15 protein-coding genes and 1 pseudogene are annotated in these 15,540 nt (G+C 64.2%); 7 read left to right on the top strand and 9 right to left on the bottom strand.

Annotation, left to right across the window (positions count from 1 at the left end; all coding sequences use genetic code 11):
• Positions 1 to 57 precede the first annotated feature (57 nt).
• Genes ACE11G_RS06105 through ACE11G_RS06095 form a run of 3 tightly spaced genes read right to left on the bottom strand, consistent with a single transcriptional unit; the run spans position 58 to position 3,490 of the window.
• Complete coding sequence (locus ACE11G_RS06105) at positions 58 to 1,752, bottom strand: DEAD/DEAH box helicase (protein ID WP_040517331.1); 1,695 nt, start codon at positions 1,750 to 1,752, stop codon at positions 58 to 60.
• A complete protein-coding gene (locus ACE11G_RS06100) occupies positions 1,734 to 2,315 on the bottom strand; it encodes a hypothetical protein (protein ID WP_009677650.1) in 582 nt (193 codons plus the stop codon). Before ACE11G_RS06100 ends, ACE11G_RS06105 begins: the two co-directional genes overlap by 19 nt.
• Entirely contained in the window at positions 2,312 to 3,490 is a 1,179-nt protein-coding gene (locus ACE11G_RS06095) for a hypothetical protein (protein ID WP_375003937.1), read from the bottom strand. The genes ACE11G_RS06100 and ACE11G_RS06095 overlap by 4 nt, the downstream gene beginning before the upstream one ends.
• A 308-nt stretch (positions 3,491 to 3,798) precedes the next feature.
• Here ACE11G_RS06095 and ACE11G_RS06090 point away from each other — a divergent pair, with 308 nt between their 5' ends.
• Both ACE11G_RS06090 and ACE11G_RS06085 read left to right on the top strand, forming a co-directional pair.
• On the top strand, positions 3,799 to 5,679 hold the full coding sequence (locus tag ACE11G_RS06090; RefSeq protein ID WP_375003936.1) for a DNA/RNA helicase domain-containing protein: 1,881 nt from the start codon (positions 3,799 to 3,801) through the stop codon (positions 5,677 to 5,679).
• Between the two features lie 110 nt (positions 5,680 to 5,789).
• Positions 5,790 to 6,698, top strand: coding sequence for an HNH endonuclease (locus ACE11G_RS06085; protein WP_375003935.1), 909 nt, complete (start codon positions 5,790 to 5,792; stop codon positions 6,696 to 6,698).
• A gap of 81 nt (positions 6,699 to 6,779) precedes the next feature.
• On the opposite strand, the gene ACE11G_RS06080 is transcribed toward ACE11G_RS06085, so the two are convergent.
• The gene (locus ACE11G_RS06080) at positions 6,780 to 7,046 is read right to left on the bottom strand and encodes a hypothetical protein (protein WP_062366572.1); all 267 of its coding nucleotides are present in this window, start codon (positions 7,044 to 7,046) and stop codon (positions 6,780 to 6,782) included.
• Between the two features lie 156 nt (positions 7,047 to 7,202).
• Between ACE11G_RS06080 and ACE11G_RS06075 the strand changes: the two genes are divergently transcribed.
• Complete coding sequence (locus ACE11G_RS06075; RefSeq protein WP_062366571.1) at positions 7,203 to 7,781, top strand: hypothetical protein; 579 nt, start codon at positions 7,203 to 7,205, stop codon at positions 7,779 to 7,781.
• Here ACE11G_RS06075 and ACE11G_RS06070 read toward each other — a convergent pair.
• Entirely contained in the window at positions 7,776 to 8,270 is a 495-nt protein-coding gene (locus ACE11G_RS06070; RefSeq protein WP_231875675.1) for a hypothetical protein, read from the bottom strand. The two genes, ACE11G_RS06075 and ACE11G_RS06070, sit on opposite strands and share 6 nt — an antisense overlap.
• A gap of 107 nt (positions 8,271 to 8,377) precedes the next feature.
• Entirely contained in the window at positions 8,378 to 8,812 is a 435-nt protein-coding gene (locus ACE11G_RS06065) for a uracil-DNA glycosylase family protein (protein WP_375003934.1), read from the bottom strand.
• A gap of 722 nt (positions 8,813 to 9,534) precedes the next feature.
• On the opposite strand from ACE11G_RS06065, the gene ACE11G_RS06060 reads away from it, so the two are divergent.
• Positions 9,535 to 10,779 (top strand): hypothetical protein, encoded by a 1,245-nt coding sequence (locus tag ACE11G_RS06060; protein WP_375003933.1) that lies wholly within the window; start codon positions 9,535 to 9,537, stop codon positions 10,777 to 10,779.
• A gap of 129 nt (positions 10,780 to 10,908) precedes the next feature.
• Here the strand turns inward: ACE11G_RS06060 and ACE11G_RS06055 are convergent.
• Positions 10,909 to 11,965: pseudogene (locus ACE11G_RS06055) on the bottom strand (biotin/lipoate A/B protein ligase family protein).
• A gap of 445 nt (positions 11,966 to 12,410) precedes the next feature.
• Between ACE11G_RS06055 and ACE11G_RS06050 the strand changes: the two are divergent.
• Positions 12,411 to 12,845 (top strand): hypothetical protein, encoded by a 435-nt coding sequence (locus tag ACE11G_RS06050; RefSeq protein ID WP_375003932.1) that lies wholly within the window; start codon positions 12,411 to 12,413, stop codon positions 12,843 to 12,845.
• Positions 12,846 to 12,943: 98 nt separating this feature from the next.
• Positions 12,944 to 13,564 carry a DUF4203 domain-containing protein gene (locus ACE11G_RS06045; RefSeq protein ID WP_006897851.1) on the top strand — a complete coding sequence of 207 codons (621 nt, stop codon included), beginning with the start codon at positions 12,944 to 12,946 and terminating at the stop codon, positions 13,562 to 13,564.
• A gap of 79 nt (positions 13,565 to 13,643) precedes the next feature.
• Here the strand turns inward: ACE11G_RS06045 and ACE11G_RS06040 are convergent, their stop codons facing one another.
• A complete protein-coding gene (locus ACE11G_RS06040) occupies positions 13,644 to 13,853 on the bottom strand; it encodes a CsbD family protein (protein ID WP_006897852.1) in 210 nt (69 codons plus the stop codon).
• 272 nt (positions 13,854 to 14,125) lie between these two features.
• Between ACE11G_RS06040 and ACE11G_RS06035 the strand changes: the two genes are divergently transcribed.
• Positions 14,126 to 14,833: a DUF6319 family protein gene (locus ACE11G_RS06035; RefSeq protein WP_375003931.1), complete on the top strand. Its 708-nt coding sequence runs from the start codon at positions 14,126 to 14,128 to the stop codon at positions 14,831 to 14,833.
• Between the two features lie 181 nt (positions 14,834 to 15,014).
• Here the strand turns inward: ACE11G_RS06035 and ACE11G_RS06030 are convergent, their stop codons facing one another.
• Positions 15,015 to 15,398: a TIGR03618 family F420-dependent PPOX class oxidoreductase gene (locus ACE11G_RS06030; protein WP_375003930.1), complete on the bottom strand. Its 384-nt coding sequence runs from the start codon at positions 15,396 to 15,398 to the stop codon at positions 15,015 to 15,017.
• Positions 15,399 to 15,540 lie beyond the last annotated feature (142 nt).

Here is a 15,540-nt window from a genome sequence, read left to right as displayed (position 1 = left end):
CATTACCCTCACCTTGGCATAGGGCTGTGACAAGCGGTCGCATCGTCGATCACGCAATCAGGCTTCACCGCACAGCAATTGTATGATCGGCAGCACGTCCTGACCCTCGAGGCGACCGAGTGACTCGTCTTCTACCCGGACAACGTCGCGCGCGCCGATCCTCAGAAGTTGAGCGGTTTCACGGACCGAACGCCGAGGCCCGCCGCCGAGGCCGAATCTCGTGACGATGACCCGGATCTGCTGCGGCGAGAGAATCGCCAGGCATGACAGCAGCAGATCGAATCGATCTGGATCCGCCCTGATCGCTTCATGGAGAAGTACGTTAGTTACAGAGCCAGCGCGAACCGGATCGATAACGTCCTTGCCGTTCACGACAGCGCTGAGGGCGTGGAGTCGCGGCATGCTTCGTGCCGATTCCACCGTCTCCATCGACTGCCCCAGCCAGTTCGCAAGCTGCACCGCAGCGCCGTCGGCCGGTACGTCGAGTTTCTCGTCCGCAATCTCCAGCAGTTGCTCGAGGAACGACTCGTGCGCCCCTCTGGCCGGGTCCTCAATGCTGCTCTGCATGTACAGAATGACGAATGATGCGGGTCGTCCATCCGGTTTCACCCGGATCACTCGGCCGATCCGCTGCACCATCTGTCGACGGGATGAACTCGCTGCAGCGATGATTCCGACATCCGCTTCCGGAACGTCGATTCCCTCGTCGAGGATTCGCGGTGCCGCGAGTGCGGTGATTCGCCCTTCATCGAACTGCCGGAGCAGCCTGGTTCGCTCGGCGCCGACGTCGTCACTCGACATCGACTCGGCATAGACGCCAGCGCTCGCCAGCGCGTCGGCGCACCCTCGCGCCGACTCCTTCGTCTCGGAGAACACCAGTGTCTTGCCTGCGCCGGCGAGGACCGCACCGAGCTTCTCAATGGCCTTCAGCTTCGCCCGACACGTAGCGAGCAGTTCACGTCGTGCAGAGAACGCGTGCAAGTACCGGCCCGCTGTCCTGGCTGCCCGGAAATCGCCGTTCTTGGCGAGATCCTGCACTTGTCGAAAGAACACCCCGAACGACGACTCGCTGCACCCGTAGTTGTCGATCAGGCTCCGGCGTTCGCGTCTGAGTTCGTCCTCGAGTCGTTGATTCCTATTGAACTCGAGTGCCGAGAATTGAACCGCGACGGTCATCACCCGAATCGGTGCGATGATCTTGTCCGCTCGGGCACGCCGATAATCGCAGCCGACGATGGATTCGCCGAAGAACGGCAGGAGCTTCTCCTCTACGCCGTCGTCCGATCGCTCAAGGGTCGCAGTGAGGCCCAACCTCTCGGTGAACGAGTCCCTCAATGCCCGAGAGAAGCTCTCCGACCCATACCGATGAACCTCGTCGGCAATACACAGAATCTGACAGTCGGGAACTGCGAACGTATCGCGATATCCCGACTGAACTGTTGTGATCAGAACGTCGACGTCGCCCAACTCATCATGAAAACCGTCGCCTGATCGGCCAATCCGGATCGGCCCGAGCGCGGTGCGTACTGCCCTATACCACTGCTCAACGAGCGGTGTTCCCGGCACGATGACCAGTACTCGGACTCCTCTGCTCAACGCGTCGGCGGCCGCAGCCAAACCGAGGGTCGTCTTACCGGATCCTGTCACCGCCTCAACAATTGCCCGACGCCCAGTGCCGATCCAGGAATCAAGCGCCTCGCGCTGCCAGTCCCGAAGTTCGATCTTGTCGAACGTCACTTGATTCGGGTCCATGCGCGTGGTCCTTCCTCTGCGGTCAGAATCAGATCACCGGACACAACCAAGTCATCGAGTATGTCCTCGAAGTCATCGCCGCCCAACCGTGTGATCGCTTTCGCGCGCTCGACAGTCAGTGGCCGAGTTGCAGCGGCGACCTTGAACAGCAGTCTCGCGGTCTCGATCCGTGCCGTCGGCAGCGCGGCAGCGAGTTCGGCGGCCGACTTCAGAGCACGGCTCACAGCCGGATCCTGCGGAATCACAACGGTCGACTCGGAGTCGGCACCATCGGATTGCACCGTGTCTGAATCTGGAAGAATCGGGACCACTTCGACGAGCGGGCTGAGCACGGTCAGCGCATAGCGGACCAGCCCCGCGTCGAGGTTGAGCGCGTCGGCGATGTCGAGGAGTTCGGCGACGCCCCGTTTTCGGCAGATCGAGACACGATCGAGTAGTTCCTGCCCACCGTCCGGAACCTCGACAGCCGGAACCTCGACCCAGCCTGTTGGTACAACGAGTTCTGAATCAGCGATACCGTCCGGCGCTGGCCGCCGAACGACTCGCACACTCTGCGCCGTCACCGCGTCGCCCTCTCCCCGACCAGTTCTGCCAACGTGCGTCCGTTCGCGACCCAGACTGCCCAACCGTCGGTCGGCAGCTCCGTGCCGGGGCGACTCTGCCCCACAGCCGCGATCGCAGCCGAAGTCGGATCAAGAAAGTTCCGACCGTCCAAAGCCCCGCTCGTGATCCGAGTGCGTCCGGTCGACGTGTCGCAGACGCCATTGATTCGCTGCTCACCGGCATCGAGGCTCACCCTGACGATGCTGCCCATGGACACCGGCCAGTCCCGCGCCATAGCCAGCAGTCGACGCGATTCAGCACGGCTGTCAGGAAGTTCTGGCAAGACTCCCTTCCCACTGCTCCGAGCGTGATCCGACCGCGGTCGACTGCGGCCTTCCGTGTGGACTGACTCCGACCGTGCCAGACCGAGCGCGTCGCACAACGCTCGGAATCGACTGCCGGCGGCAAACCGGCGAAGCTCTTTCAGTTGTTCCCGGAGCATGATCGGGTCGCCCGTTCGTCCGTGCGCGTCAATGGCGGCTAAGACCTTCATCATCTTGCGATGGCGCCCCTTCTGCTTGCCTTCCTGACGCCGCACCACGACGAGCCGCCCTCGCACTTCAGTACTGGCCGAGACGGCAGCGAACGCCTCGACCACCGCTGCGTCATCCTTCGAGTCGACGCCCCACGCCTCAAGACGCGTGCCCAGGGCGGCGACCAGTTCCCCCACGGTCGCGATTCCGCACGAACGGTCGAGCACATCGACGAATTCACGCGGCGTCGGCCGCGCAGGCCTCGGCACGACAACGGTCGACGTCGGCGGGTCAACAGATCTCCTGATCGACGCGTTCCGCTGGTCCTTCGACGGATTCTTGATCTGCAGGCCCCTGCTTCTGGCCCATTCACACAACCGCCAGTACTCCTCGTATGGCATCTCAATCGCGTCTCGAGCCGAATTCTGCACCAGTTCCGCGCCGGGCTTTTTCGCCAACGAGGTCAGCACAGGTCGAACGCGATATCGACGGTCAGCCGTTTCCGCGACCGCAAAGGAGTCGATCTGCGCAATCATGAGACGCAGGGCCGAATCCCGGTCCGCGCCACCGCCTTCTCGGAGCAGCCACAGGTGCCGGTCGTCGATCACGAACTTGCCGTCATCGCCCCAGATCCACAGCAGGCGTTCGAGCACCGCAGCCACTTAGCACCTCCACCAGAATCGCTCAGCTCCAGGCGATTCCACCGTTGGTGCAGGTCCGCCAGGAAGTTCGAACGAAGTGTCGCACGCTACTCTGACAATTTGGGTGAATAACTTCTTCCTGACGCGCCTGCCGCACTGTTCGACGCACAATCGACCAGTCAACGAGACTCACCGCCACCGCGGGTCGTTCCGGACCCATCGCACATCCGCTAACCTGACCAAAAGCGGCCCGACGGACTTCTGGTGCACCGCACCGCCTGATATGTCCCCACCCGCACGATGTTTCGTGCTGCCCTGGGGACTTATCTGTGACGCTGCTTCGCACCACCGCCACTGACGTGCGCTTCTCTCAACCTGATTCGCTGGTGGAGCAGTTGTTGGAGCAAATGGTCTTCGCCACCGGACGTAGGGCAGGCCCGCGCGAGCAGAATTCTTGGCGTCGCAGCCTTCCCACGCTCGCCGACGACCTTCGCGACGCCGGCCTCGCAGACGTCGAAATGCTCATCGAGTACCACATGCCACTGACGTCACAGCGCGCCGATGTGGTGTTAGCGGGAGTTCACCCGGAGACCGGCGCGCCGTCGTACGTCGTTGTCGAGCTCAAGCAGTGGACGGCCGCGTACGCCTTCGAGGACAGCAGCGAACTCGTCGACGTACCCGGCATGCCCGGCGGCCCGAAGCTGAATCCGATCAATCAGGTGCGCGGTTACTGCGACTACCTCGCCGACTTCGCGCGCGTCCTTGAGGATCAACCGGACTCGCTCGCCGGCGTCGCGTACCTGCACAATGCCACCGATCCCTCGCTCGTCGCCGACCTCCGCGGCGTCCCGGTCAGTACTCGTGGGCAGCTGTTCACTGCTGCCGAACGCGGACGATTCCACGACTTCCTCCGGACTCGACTCGCTGCCGGGGTCGCAGGCAAGACCTCTGCCGATCTTCTGCTCAACTCGCACGTCGCCCCTTCTCGCCAGCTGCTGAAGGTTGCGGCCGACGAGGTCAAGCACCGCTCGCAGTTCCAGTTGCTGGGCAACCAGCAACTCGCTGTTGACCTGGTGCTGCATCAAGTCGAGCAGTCACGGAGGTCCAACTCGAAACGCGTCATCGTCGTGACGGGCGGTCCCGGCAGCGGTAAGAGCGTGATCGCCTTGGAGCTACTCGGCGAGATCGCACGGCAGGGCAGGTCCGTCCTGCATGCGACGGGGTCCCGATCATTCACCCAGACCCTGCGGAAGGTCGCTGGCTATCGAGCACCGCGCGTTCAGAAGATGTTCGCCTATTTCAACAGTTTCATGACCGCGGAAACCAACGGCCTGGACGTGCTGATCATGGACGAGGCGCACCGTGTACGCGAAACGTCTGTCGACCGATACACCAAGGCCGAACTCCGCACCGGGCGCCCGCAGGTCGACGAGTTGATCTCCGCGGCCCGGGTACCGGTGTTCCTACTCGACGAGCACCAAGTGGTCCGCCCAGGAGAGATGGGATCGCTGGAGCAGATCACCGCCTATGCGAAGTCTCTGGGACTCGAGGTCGTCCACATTCCGTTGGAATCACAGTTCCGCTGTGGCGGTAGCGAAGAGTACGTCCGTTGGGTCCAACGATTGCTCGGCCTCGCCGGTCCGGCGGCACCCAACCCATGGAGTCCAGACCCACAGTTTCAGGTCGAAGTGGTCGACAGCCCGTGGGACCTCGAACGCCGACTTCAGACGAAGCTCGACGACGGCTACTCAGCGCGCATGGCCGCAGGGTACTGCTGGCCGTGGTCGAAGCCGACGCCAGACGGCCACCTCGTCCCCGATGTCCGGATCGGCGACTGGCATCGTCCGTGGAACTCCCCTGCCAACCGACGACTCGGGGACGCGCCGCCGGCCGCACTCTGGGCGACGCAGGACGGCGGCTTCGGCCAAGTCGGTTGCGTGTACACCGCGCAGGGCTTCGAGTACGACTGGAGCGGCGTCATCCTCGGTCCCGACCTCGTCTGGCGCGACGGCGGATTCGTCAGCGTCCGAGCTGCGAACAAGGATCCAGACTTCCGCAATCGCACGAAGGTCTCCGACCTTCGGTTCGACCTCCTGCTCCGCCACGTCTACAAAGTGCTTCTCACTCGCGGGATGGTCGGAACGATCATCTACTCGACGGATCCGGAGACCCGCGAGGCATTGCGCAGGCTGATCCCCGCGCGTGCGTGACCGCACGACCCGACAACTGAAGACCGACGAACGAAACGAGCACGGCCCGACAGGCTTCCGCACAGGACATGCCTCCACCCGGAGCGAACCTGGATTGGGCATGCGTACAAATGGCCGGCTGGATCGTGAAGATCAGCGAGACCACTCCCGAACACGCCGACTTCGCGATCGAAGACTGCCTCTGGGATATCCGGAACTATGGCGCGTTCAAAAAGATCTCCGCCGGTGACGACGTCTTCTTCTGGCTCGGCGGCGGAGCACCCGACGGCGGGTTGAAGGGCTGGGGCCGGGTCGAGGACGGGTTGACGCCGCTTACCGGTGACATGCGACCGGCCCGCTGGGTCGACGCAGATTCCGGCGGCTACACCCACCGATTCACGTTCGAACCGCTCGCCTCCTCTCCCAAGTGGAATCCGACGTGGAGTGAGCTCCAGGACACCTTGGGCAAGGGTCTCGCGGCTTCCGCCCCGGTGAGTCCGCTCTACGACATTGTTCACGTCCAGCTGATGCGCGGTCTGTACATTCCGGGTGCTGCGAGAGGCGTGGACCTCACCTTCGGCACGCCGAAACGGCCGAGCCCCGTCGACGACCTCGAACCGTACCGCCCGAGTAGCGGCACCGATTCGCGAAGCGTAGTCAAGCGAGCGATCGCCGTTCGTCAAGGTCAGCCTGCGTTTCGGAAGCAATTGCGCGCGGCTTATGACGAAACGTGTGCGATCACCGGCTACCGCGTGCCGAACGCACTCGAAGCGGCCCACATCGATCCGTATCGCGGCGCCGACAACCACCACGTCCAGAACGGTCTCCTGCTCCGCTCAGACATTCACACCCTCTTCGACCTCCATGAACTCACTATCGACGAGGACTATCGCGTGGCGCTCTCGCCCGCTCTCCGCAGGACTAAGTACGCCCACCTGCACGGCAGACAGATCGAGCTTCCGGCGTCGGACAGCGACCAGCCATCAGCTGAGGCACTTGCGCGGCACCGTGCCGATTGTGGTTGGTATTCAACGCAATAGCGGGTCGTCTGTTCGAGTGAGCAAGCCGTCGCGTCCGACAGTCCGCCGGATTCGCCGCGTACGCTGAGCGGATGCGTGACGTCATCTGATCGCGCGGGAGCACTGCGCTGAGATTGTTACGTCCTCGAGTTCACAGGCGGGCAGCGGTATGTCGGCAAGGCCACCGACGTCAGAAGGCGGCTCTACCAACACCGTCGAGACACTGTTCATCACCCTGCGTGGACCGATATTGAGAGGATTCAATTCCGTCCTATCGAGAGCGGGGATCTCGACGGTCCAGAGCGGTCCGAAATCGCGCGGCAGCGGGGCCAGCACGTTCTGCGGAACCGCGTTCACAATCTCGGCCATGACCAGAAGTCGACTCTAGACGACCTCATCGATCCCCAGATTCAAAGGACGTGGCTGGATCAAGCGGACACGCTCGACATCGACGCGATCCGGCGACGGGCCGAGCGCCGGGTCGGAAAGCATTCACGTGTCTTCCGTTCCCCCTTCGGGGCCGAGATGATCGACGATCTAGCAACCATCATCGAGTTGTTCATCCCTGCCCCGCAGCAGACCGAAGGCCGGTTCTGGTCCGTCACCGACTGGCCCGACACCGGCGGTGGCCGCGGGTTCACGGTCAACGTCGGTGGCGTCGAGCTTGCGTACTGTTCGCGGCCCGAGAATGACGCCGGTACCCCGCCGACAATGTATGTCAACGCACCCGCGGGAACATTCGCTGCAGATATCCGGGGCTCATTCGCCGGCCGACTCGGCCTCAAACGAACGCGCCTCGTGGCCGAGACTCGATATCCCGGTCGGCCGGCGATCGTCGACCTGGTCAGCTATAAGAGCCTCGACGAGATCAATCGCCTATGCACCCCGGCTGGGACCGTGCTGGACGTGCTGCTGTCGACCGACACTCCCCAACAGTCCGCGGAGAGTGTTCGCGCGATGTCACTTGCCGCGATGAGGCAGCGGGCCACCCCGTGGGCAGGATCGCACAGCGCCGCGCTGGCGACGATGGCGTTCCGTATCATCGCAGCTCGCGAGAGTCCGATTCAGCTTCCGGAGTATGGAGAACTCACTGCGAACCTATGACTGATCACCGCCGATGCGATACGACACGCTGTCCCGGAGAACCGCTGTCGCCCCGAGAGTATCCATCCCCCGGACAGCCAACGTTCGTTGAGCAAGCGCGATCGGCAGCGCCGCGGAGAACTTGAGCCCCTTCACCGCGCGTGCGTCGACGGCGGGCAACGGCCGATCATTCGAAGCCAGCACCGCGGCAATGCCGTCGCGGATGTCGTCTCGTGTCAGGTCAGAATGCAACCGAACGGACTCTGCACCAAGCCGTTGCCGGGGCGGAATCAGGTCCGGTGCCCACGCGGCCAACGTGCGATTCGCCTTGGCTCCCGCCCACGTCCACCATCGCCAGTCGCCGCGGTCATCGCGCCGGATCACAATCGACGTCGGATGAACGTCCGCGGCGCGTTGCGATCGGTACCCCGCTAACGCTTCGGTCGCACGTTTAGTCAGCGTGACACCATCAGGCAGCGCACCGAGTAGCACGTCGCGAACTCCGCGCATCGGATCCGTTTCGCGACAATCGATCTCAGTGCGGACACTGAGTCGATCATTCGGGAGTTGCTCAGTGCGATGTCACCGGCGAACGCACCAGAGTCGCCGACGCCCTGTCATATCTCGATCTCGAATGCGTCGACGAACGCATCGCGCAGCCGATTCAGCGCGCCGCGGTTGTCGATTCCGGGTGGGGAGGGCGACGGACCGTAGACGACTCGACAGCCTCGCGCGAGATCAACGAAATCATGCTGCTGCCAACCACGTCTAGCTGCTGCGCCGAGAACAAGGACCACCTCCGGCGCTTCGATGAGGTCCATGAACTTGTCGAAGTAGGGTCGGCTCCGTTCGAATTCCTCGGGACTCGGATCGAACCGACTAGGCGGGAGCGGGAAGGGACAGATGTTCCACGGCACGCAACGCTGACGGTCGACACCGAGGTCTCGCATCAGCTGAAAGAGATGCGCGGCACCTTCATCGTCGTTATCGAGAGAGATCAATCGTTGATCGCCCAGCTTCGGGTCTGCGTCCGCTTGCGGTGCCTTCAGCAACAGCACAACCGTAGCGCCTACTCCGCCAAAGGTCGGATCGACATACGGTAGCTCGCCGGTTCGCTGCTCAGCCCTGCTGATCCTCCAGATGAGCCGATTGATCTCGACTACGGAAGCCTCCGACTGAGCACCGCGAAAGCGGGCCGTCCTAAGTTCCGGGTCACGTAGTGAACGCGCAGTTCCGGCGAATCCCTGATTCGACACGTCTCCGGCACTACGACACGGATCCTCCGTCACAACTTCAGCCCCAAACTGCGCAGGATCTTGCCCTTTCATACACGCCGACTTGGGTATTCAACGGTTCCTCCCCCGGTGCGACCGTCCGCCTCCAGCATGGCGAGAAGTCGGGCGTCACCATCCCCAACCCTCTGCCGGAGCCGGCAACTGCGTTCGGGCACGACAAAGCATCACCCCGCGCATCACACCCGTCACGCCGACAGACCGCCCCGCCCTGAGGCGGTGGAAGCCGGTCCTCTGCGCCACCTCAAAGGATCCGGCGGTCTTCAACATCGGTATGTCCGACACCAGCGCCTTCTCGACGATCACAAGCGACTGCGGCCCGCTGCCCCGACCGGTCCCGCTGAACCAACGGCGCTGGACGCTGCACGAATAGCACGGGGCGTCCGGACCTTGTCAGGGGCGACAGCTAAAGTGCGCGGTGACTCCACTGATCTACGACGAGTTACAAGAGATTGACGAGTTCGAAGAGATCGAGGTTCTCCATGACAACCGAGACTGGGAACGTAGTCCCCATCTGGACGCTCACCACGGACGACGTCAACGTCCCAGTAGCACTCGACAAGGCGATGACCGCTGGACGACTCGCCGAGTTGCGCAGCGTACTGGCCGTGCTCGCCGAATCGCCCGTTACCACGCTCGAGGTCCGACCGCGGCCGGAGGCTCTCGACACCTCGCACGGAATGAAATTCGGCAGCGCAAGCCCGATCGCGCAACAGTTGGCGACATTCGCGGTGAACACGCCGAAAGCCACCGCTCAAGTCGCGAGCAGCGGTGAGACGCTCTACCGGATGGTTGTGCCTGCACGAGTCGCCTCGCAGGTTAGCGGCAACATCCTCAAGCCGATGACCTCGAGCGCGGCCGCCGGCGGTGTACACAGCGCTCTCGTCGGCAGTAAAGGGATCAGCGCGCAGGCGACCTTCGTGCCGGTGACTGCGGGTGCGGCGGCGGGCGCAATGGCGATCGCGACGCCGCTCGTTCTATTGGCGGTCGCGGCCGGTGCCAGCGTCTATGCCGAGCAGCAACGCAAGGCCGCGATCGAGAAGATCACCCTACTCCTCGAGAAGCTGCACCAGGACCGGCTCGACGACGAACGCAACCAGCTCGACGGATGCCGTAACTCTATCGACAAGGCGACTGCAGTTCTGCTCGATAACGGGAACATCGGCGCGACGATCGCACTCGGCCCAGCGGTCTATGCGATCGATACAGCGATCGCCGCCGCGGAACGCCGCGTCAAGCGGTGGCGCACAGCGCTCGACAGGCTCCCCGCTGACAAAGTGGAGCTCCCTGTCCTCGCCGCCGCCATTGAGGGGATCGATTCGGCAGACAGCGAGTTCTACGCACACCTCGAACTCGCGGATCTCGCGATCGCACTCAAACGACGCGTCGTCGTCCTGCAGGCCGTTGAACACGCCCAACAGGACGAAGGAAATGAGTTCAAGAACTTCGCCGAGGCGTTGAAGCTCGACACCCAGAACCTCGAAGCGCTGATCAGCGAGCTCGACTTCGTGCGCCTGCGACTGTCGTCGCTCGAAATCGACCGGTCGCACGGTTTAGCCGACTTCACGTTCGGTTCTAGTTCAGTGGATAAGCTGCTGCACACCACGTATCGACTCCGCAAGCTCGGCGATCAAGTGTCGCGCCCGGGGCTGCAGAACGACGTCGCGATTGACATTCTCCGGCGTGAAGATGGTTCGGTGACGGTGTTACCACCGGCCATTGCGTAATGCAGTTCGCGCCGGCCCGTCAAGCTGCTTCCACTGCGACGGTAGCGCAGGCAGCTGCGGTCGGGGTCGTCCCATTGGCCGAGTTTGCGACTGGGCGGCACGAGCCCGCACCGCCGCGCGGCGTAGCCACTACGGCACCCGGTACGTCCACTCCTGACTGCTGAACTTCTCGTCGACCAACTCCTGCGCGGCCGCCAGTTCCGTATCCGTGTACCCGGCCTCCCGCGTCCGGTACCGCCCGCGGAAGTGATCTAAGAACGCCTCGATGATCGCTGCACGCGTCATCCCCGTCTGCGACCGCATCGGATCCACGCGCTTGCCGGAGCTGGTGATCCCCTTGTCGGAGATCTTCTCTCGCCCGATCCGCAGGACCTCGGTCATCTTGTCGGCGTCGATGTCGTACGACATCGTGACGTGGTGCAGCACCGCGCCGGCGACGATGCGCTTCTGCGCGGCGCCGCCGATCTTGCCGTGGTCGGAGACGATGTCGTTGATCGGGACGTAGCGGGCGTTGACGCCGACATCGGCGAGGGCGCCCATCACCCACTGGTCGAGGAACTCGTACGACCGCTCGAAGCTGAGTCCGTCCACCAGCGATGTCGGCACGACGAGCGAGTACGTGATGCAGTTACCCGGCTCCATGAACATCGCGCCGCCACCGGATATGCGCCGGACGATCCCGATGCCGTGGCGGGCGGCGGCCTCCTCGTCGACCTCGTTGCGGACCGACTGGAACGAGCCGATCACGACGAGCGGCGAGTCCCAGTCCCAGAAGCGCAAGGTCGGCGGGCGAGTCCCCGCCGCCCGCCGCCACCTCCCGCAGGAGCGCCTCGTCGAGCGCGACGTGCATCGCGGGCGCCATGACGACCGGTTCGACGACGTCGAAGGTGTGGTCGTGCCAACTCGTGGCATGACCGAGCGCACGACGGATCGCAATACCGACCGACTCGGGCGTGAAGCCGACCATCGAGACGTCAGCGGTCAGTGCCGCTTGAATGAGCGCGCCCAAATCGGACGCATTGGCCGTCACGGGCGCACCGGTGACGGCCTCGGTGATGACGTCGAGAGCGTCGTCCGGTTCGAGGAAGAAGTCGCCCGACAGCGATACCCGCGAGAGCCTCCCATCCTCGACGTCGACGTCGACCACCACCAGCTTGCCACCAGGAACTTTGTATTCGCCGTGCACTCGTCCAGCGTACGGCCGCAGGTACGCCGCGGAGTTCCCGCTTCTGAGCCGATCGCGGACGTGAAGGCGGCAATCGAGATCCGCCCGAACGGACCACACCGACCGCCTGTCACCAGCGCTGATCGTCATACGACCGGCGCAGACGTCGGCGCGCGGGACGTGCAGCGATCAGGTTCTTGTCGTAGGTCAGTCGTACGTTCTCGGAACCATCGCAAAACAGACAGAACGAAGGACGAGGAAATGAACGAACACGACGCGGGCAACGACGGTCCCACGGGCAGACCAGTTCCGCCGACCGGCGAACATCATTTCGCCGCCGCCGGGTATCCCCCGCCCCACGAGTCCATTCGCGACACCGCCGGGAACCCTTGCACCACCCGAAAGCGCTGCCGCGCCGAAGCGCCCGCGTAAGCGTGGCCGGATTCTGTTCGCGATCGTCGCAGCGGTGTTCATCGCAGTCGGCTCGGGTGCAGTGGGATACGCGATCGGGTCGGACGAGTCCGCGACCTCCGGGACCGAGACCGCGGCATCGCCCGAATACAGCTACCCGCCGACGACTGGGGTCTCGACCGTCCCGGTCACGGCAGCCGACTTCAGTCTCTCCGTCCTGACAGAGGAGAAGAAGTGTTTCGGTTCCGCCGGCTGCCTCGTCACGGTCTCTCTCGAGCCGACCTTCAAAGGTGCTTCCAGCGTCCTCACGGACCGTAGTTTCAAAGTCCTCTACGAGATCGACGGCGGCGAGGATCCGATCCTCGACAAGTTCACGATGGTGGGCACACAGGTGACCATCGACCAGAGCACATCGGTCGAAACACCGTCGAGCGACACCGAGGTCACTGCCAGGGTGACGCAGGTCGTGGAGACAACGGACGAGGGCTGACCAGAACCGGCGACCGCGGCGCGCTGCGAACGTACGCACTTCACCCTCGCCAGGCGAAGCCGCCCATTCGGACACGAAGCGCGCACTACGCTTACGCCATGTCCAGCATCCTGATCGGCTTCATCGCCATCATCATCGGCATTCTGTTCTGCTTCCGAGGCGTGGTGGCGATGCGTGTCGTCATCGCCGTGTGGGGCGCTTTCGTCGGCCTCAACCTGGGTGCGGGGCTCGTCTCCGCCGTCACCGGAGACGGCTTCTTCTCAACTGCGGTCGGATGGATCGTCGGCATCGCGGTCGCGATCCTCTTCGCCCTCCTGGCGTACCTGTACTACGCGGTGGCGGTGACGCTGGCGATGGCCTCCATCGGTTTCGTCCTGGGCACCGCACTGATGGCCGCCATCGGAGTGACCTGGAACTGGGTCATCATCGTGGTCGGCGTGCTCGTCGGCATCCTCCTGGCGGTCGCTGCCATCGCGCTGAATCTGCCGGCGCTACTGCTCGTGGTGCTCAGCGCACTCGGCGGCGCCACGGCGATCGTCGGCGGTCTCATGCTTCTGACGTCGACGATCGCGCTCGACGACTTCTCGCGGGCGAGCGTCACATCCACCATCGGTCATCACTGGTGGTGGTACGCCGCCTACATCGTGCTCGTCATCGCGGGCGTGGTGGCTCAGGCGCGCGTCATCGGACGCGACCAGGACCTGCACCAGCAATGGTGAATACGGACTGATCTCCCTGCTGAACGACGGCGGCCCGCCACCCGAACTCTCGGGTGGCGGGCCGCTCCGGTCGGTACGGTCAGCGGCCGGTCAACTTGTCCTTCACGGCGTCGACGCCTTCCTTGACCTTGTCCGCAACCTCGGTGACCTTCTCCTTGGCGGCAGACTTCCCCTGGTCGGTCTGCCCCTCGGTACGCAACTGGTCATCGTCGGTCGCAGCGCCGACGGCTTCCTTCGCCCGGCCCTTCAGGTCTTCAGCCTTGTTCTGTGCATCGTCGGAAAAGCTCATCTGTCCTCCTTGAATAGCGGATGGATCTGCATCTTCCACACTTCGTCGCCACTCGTTTGGACGACACTTCCGACGGTACCCACTCCCCTTCGACCCTGCAGGACACGAGGTGACACCATCTGCAGTGGCATCGCCGACACCTCGCCGCATCCCCCGTCCATGTCACTGAGCATCGGGCCCTCCGACACACCGGATCGCACATCTGTGCGAACATGTCGTCCGGCTGTGGCACAGTGTTCACAGCCGCATCTGAACGAGGAGAAAGGCCCGCCATGCCCCCGCGCCGCCGCTTGGCATCGGAGTCTCTGACCGCTGACGACCTCGCCTCCCTGAACTCGGCATTGGCCGAGGGGCGACGCGCCACGGTGTATCTGCGCGAGGGCACACCCAGCCTCGGCCTCGCGCCCGGCGCCTCGGCGCGCGTGATCGCGATCTCCGGGACGACGCTGACCATCAAACCGCGCGGCGTCGACGACGAACTCCCCTACGAAGCCGATGAACTGCGGATGACCAAGGACGCACCGGCTCAACCGGCGAAGGCTGCGAAGGTCGCGAAGCCCGCGGCAGCGAAAAAGGCCGCTCAGCCGAGACCGGCCGCAGCACCGAAGACCGACGCAGCGGCGGCTCAGATACCAGTTACCGCGGCGGCGCCTAAGACTGCGGCCAGGCCGGCGAAGCGCGCGGCGGGCAGGAAGGCACCGTCGTCGGTGACGGTGACGGTCTTCGGTTCGGCCGACAACGAATGGTCGGTATCGGTGACACGGGGCGGACGCAAGCCCACGCGGTCGCGCAGTGTCGCTGCTGACTCCGTCGAGTCTGCGATGCGCGAACTCGGTGACGACGCGGCGTTGGAAGCGGCGTTGTCGGTGCTGAATGCGGCGCGGGAGGAGGCTCAGCGGCGGGTCGAGGAGTTGAGCCGGGAGCTGGAAGCGGCTCGGCGAGCGTTGGCGGCACTGGAGGGACAGTCGGAGTCGGAGTGAAGGGGGTGGCGGGTTGGTGATCGTCTCGATACGCCCGGCTCACTGCGTTCGCTGGGCTACTCGACCGGCCTTGGGGGTGACGTCGGCCTGCTCGGCGGGCCTGGAGGTGGCGCGGGGATGCTCGGCGGGCCTAGAAAGTGGCGTCGGCCTACTCGACGAACGTGAGCTGTGACGACAACGCTCAACCCATTCCGACCTTCTGCACCGTCGGTTCGATCACCGCGACCACCCTCGGGTCCTCGCGCGGGTAGGGTACCGGGATGTACTTGGCCGCGACGCGGTCGACGATCTCCCAGCCGGCGTCGCCGTCGATCCAGTCCACCACTCGACCGCGGACCGTCACCGGCGTGAACGGATCGTCGGAGGTGGCGATCGAGAGCGCGACGCGCGGATCGCGCCGCAAGTTGCGCGCCTTCACCGAGCCAGGACCGGTGAAGACGACGATGCGATCGCCGTCGGTCCCGACGAAGACCGGGACGACGTGCGGTGAGCCGTCGGGAGAGACGGTGGCGACGTGGGCGATCGGGGCGCCGTCGAGGACGCGACGCAGGTCCGAGGTGAGCATGGCTGGTCCTTTCGCTCTGCCTGGGACGCTAGTCGCCACGGAGCCCTGCTGAAATCAGTTCGCACAACCGATGCCGAGGGAGGATTCACCCGGCGCGGCACTGTGCGGACTGATTTCAGCAGGGCCCCGTGATTACTCCGAG

This window comes from Gordonia sp. PS3 (assembly GCF_041950545.1).
GTDB lineage: Bacteria > Actinomycetota > Actinomycetes > Mycobacteriales > Mycobacteriaceae > Gordonia > Gordonia sihwensis.
This window is presented reverse-complemented; position numbering and strand designations above follow the sequence as displayed.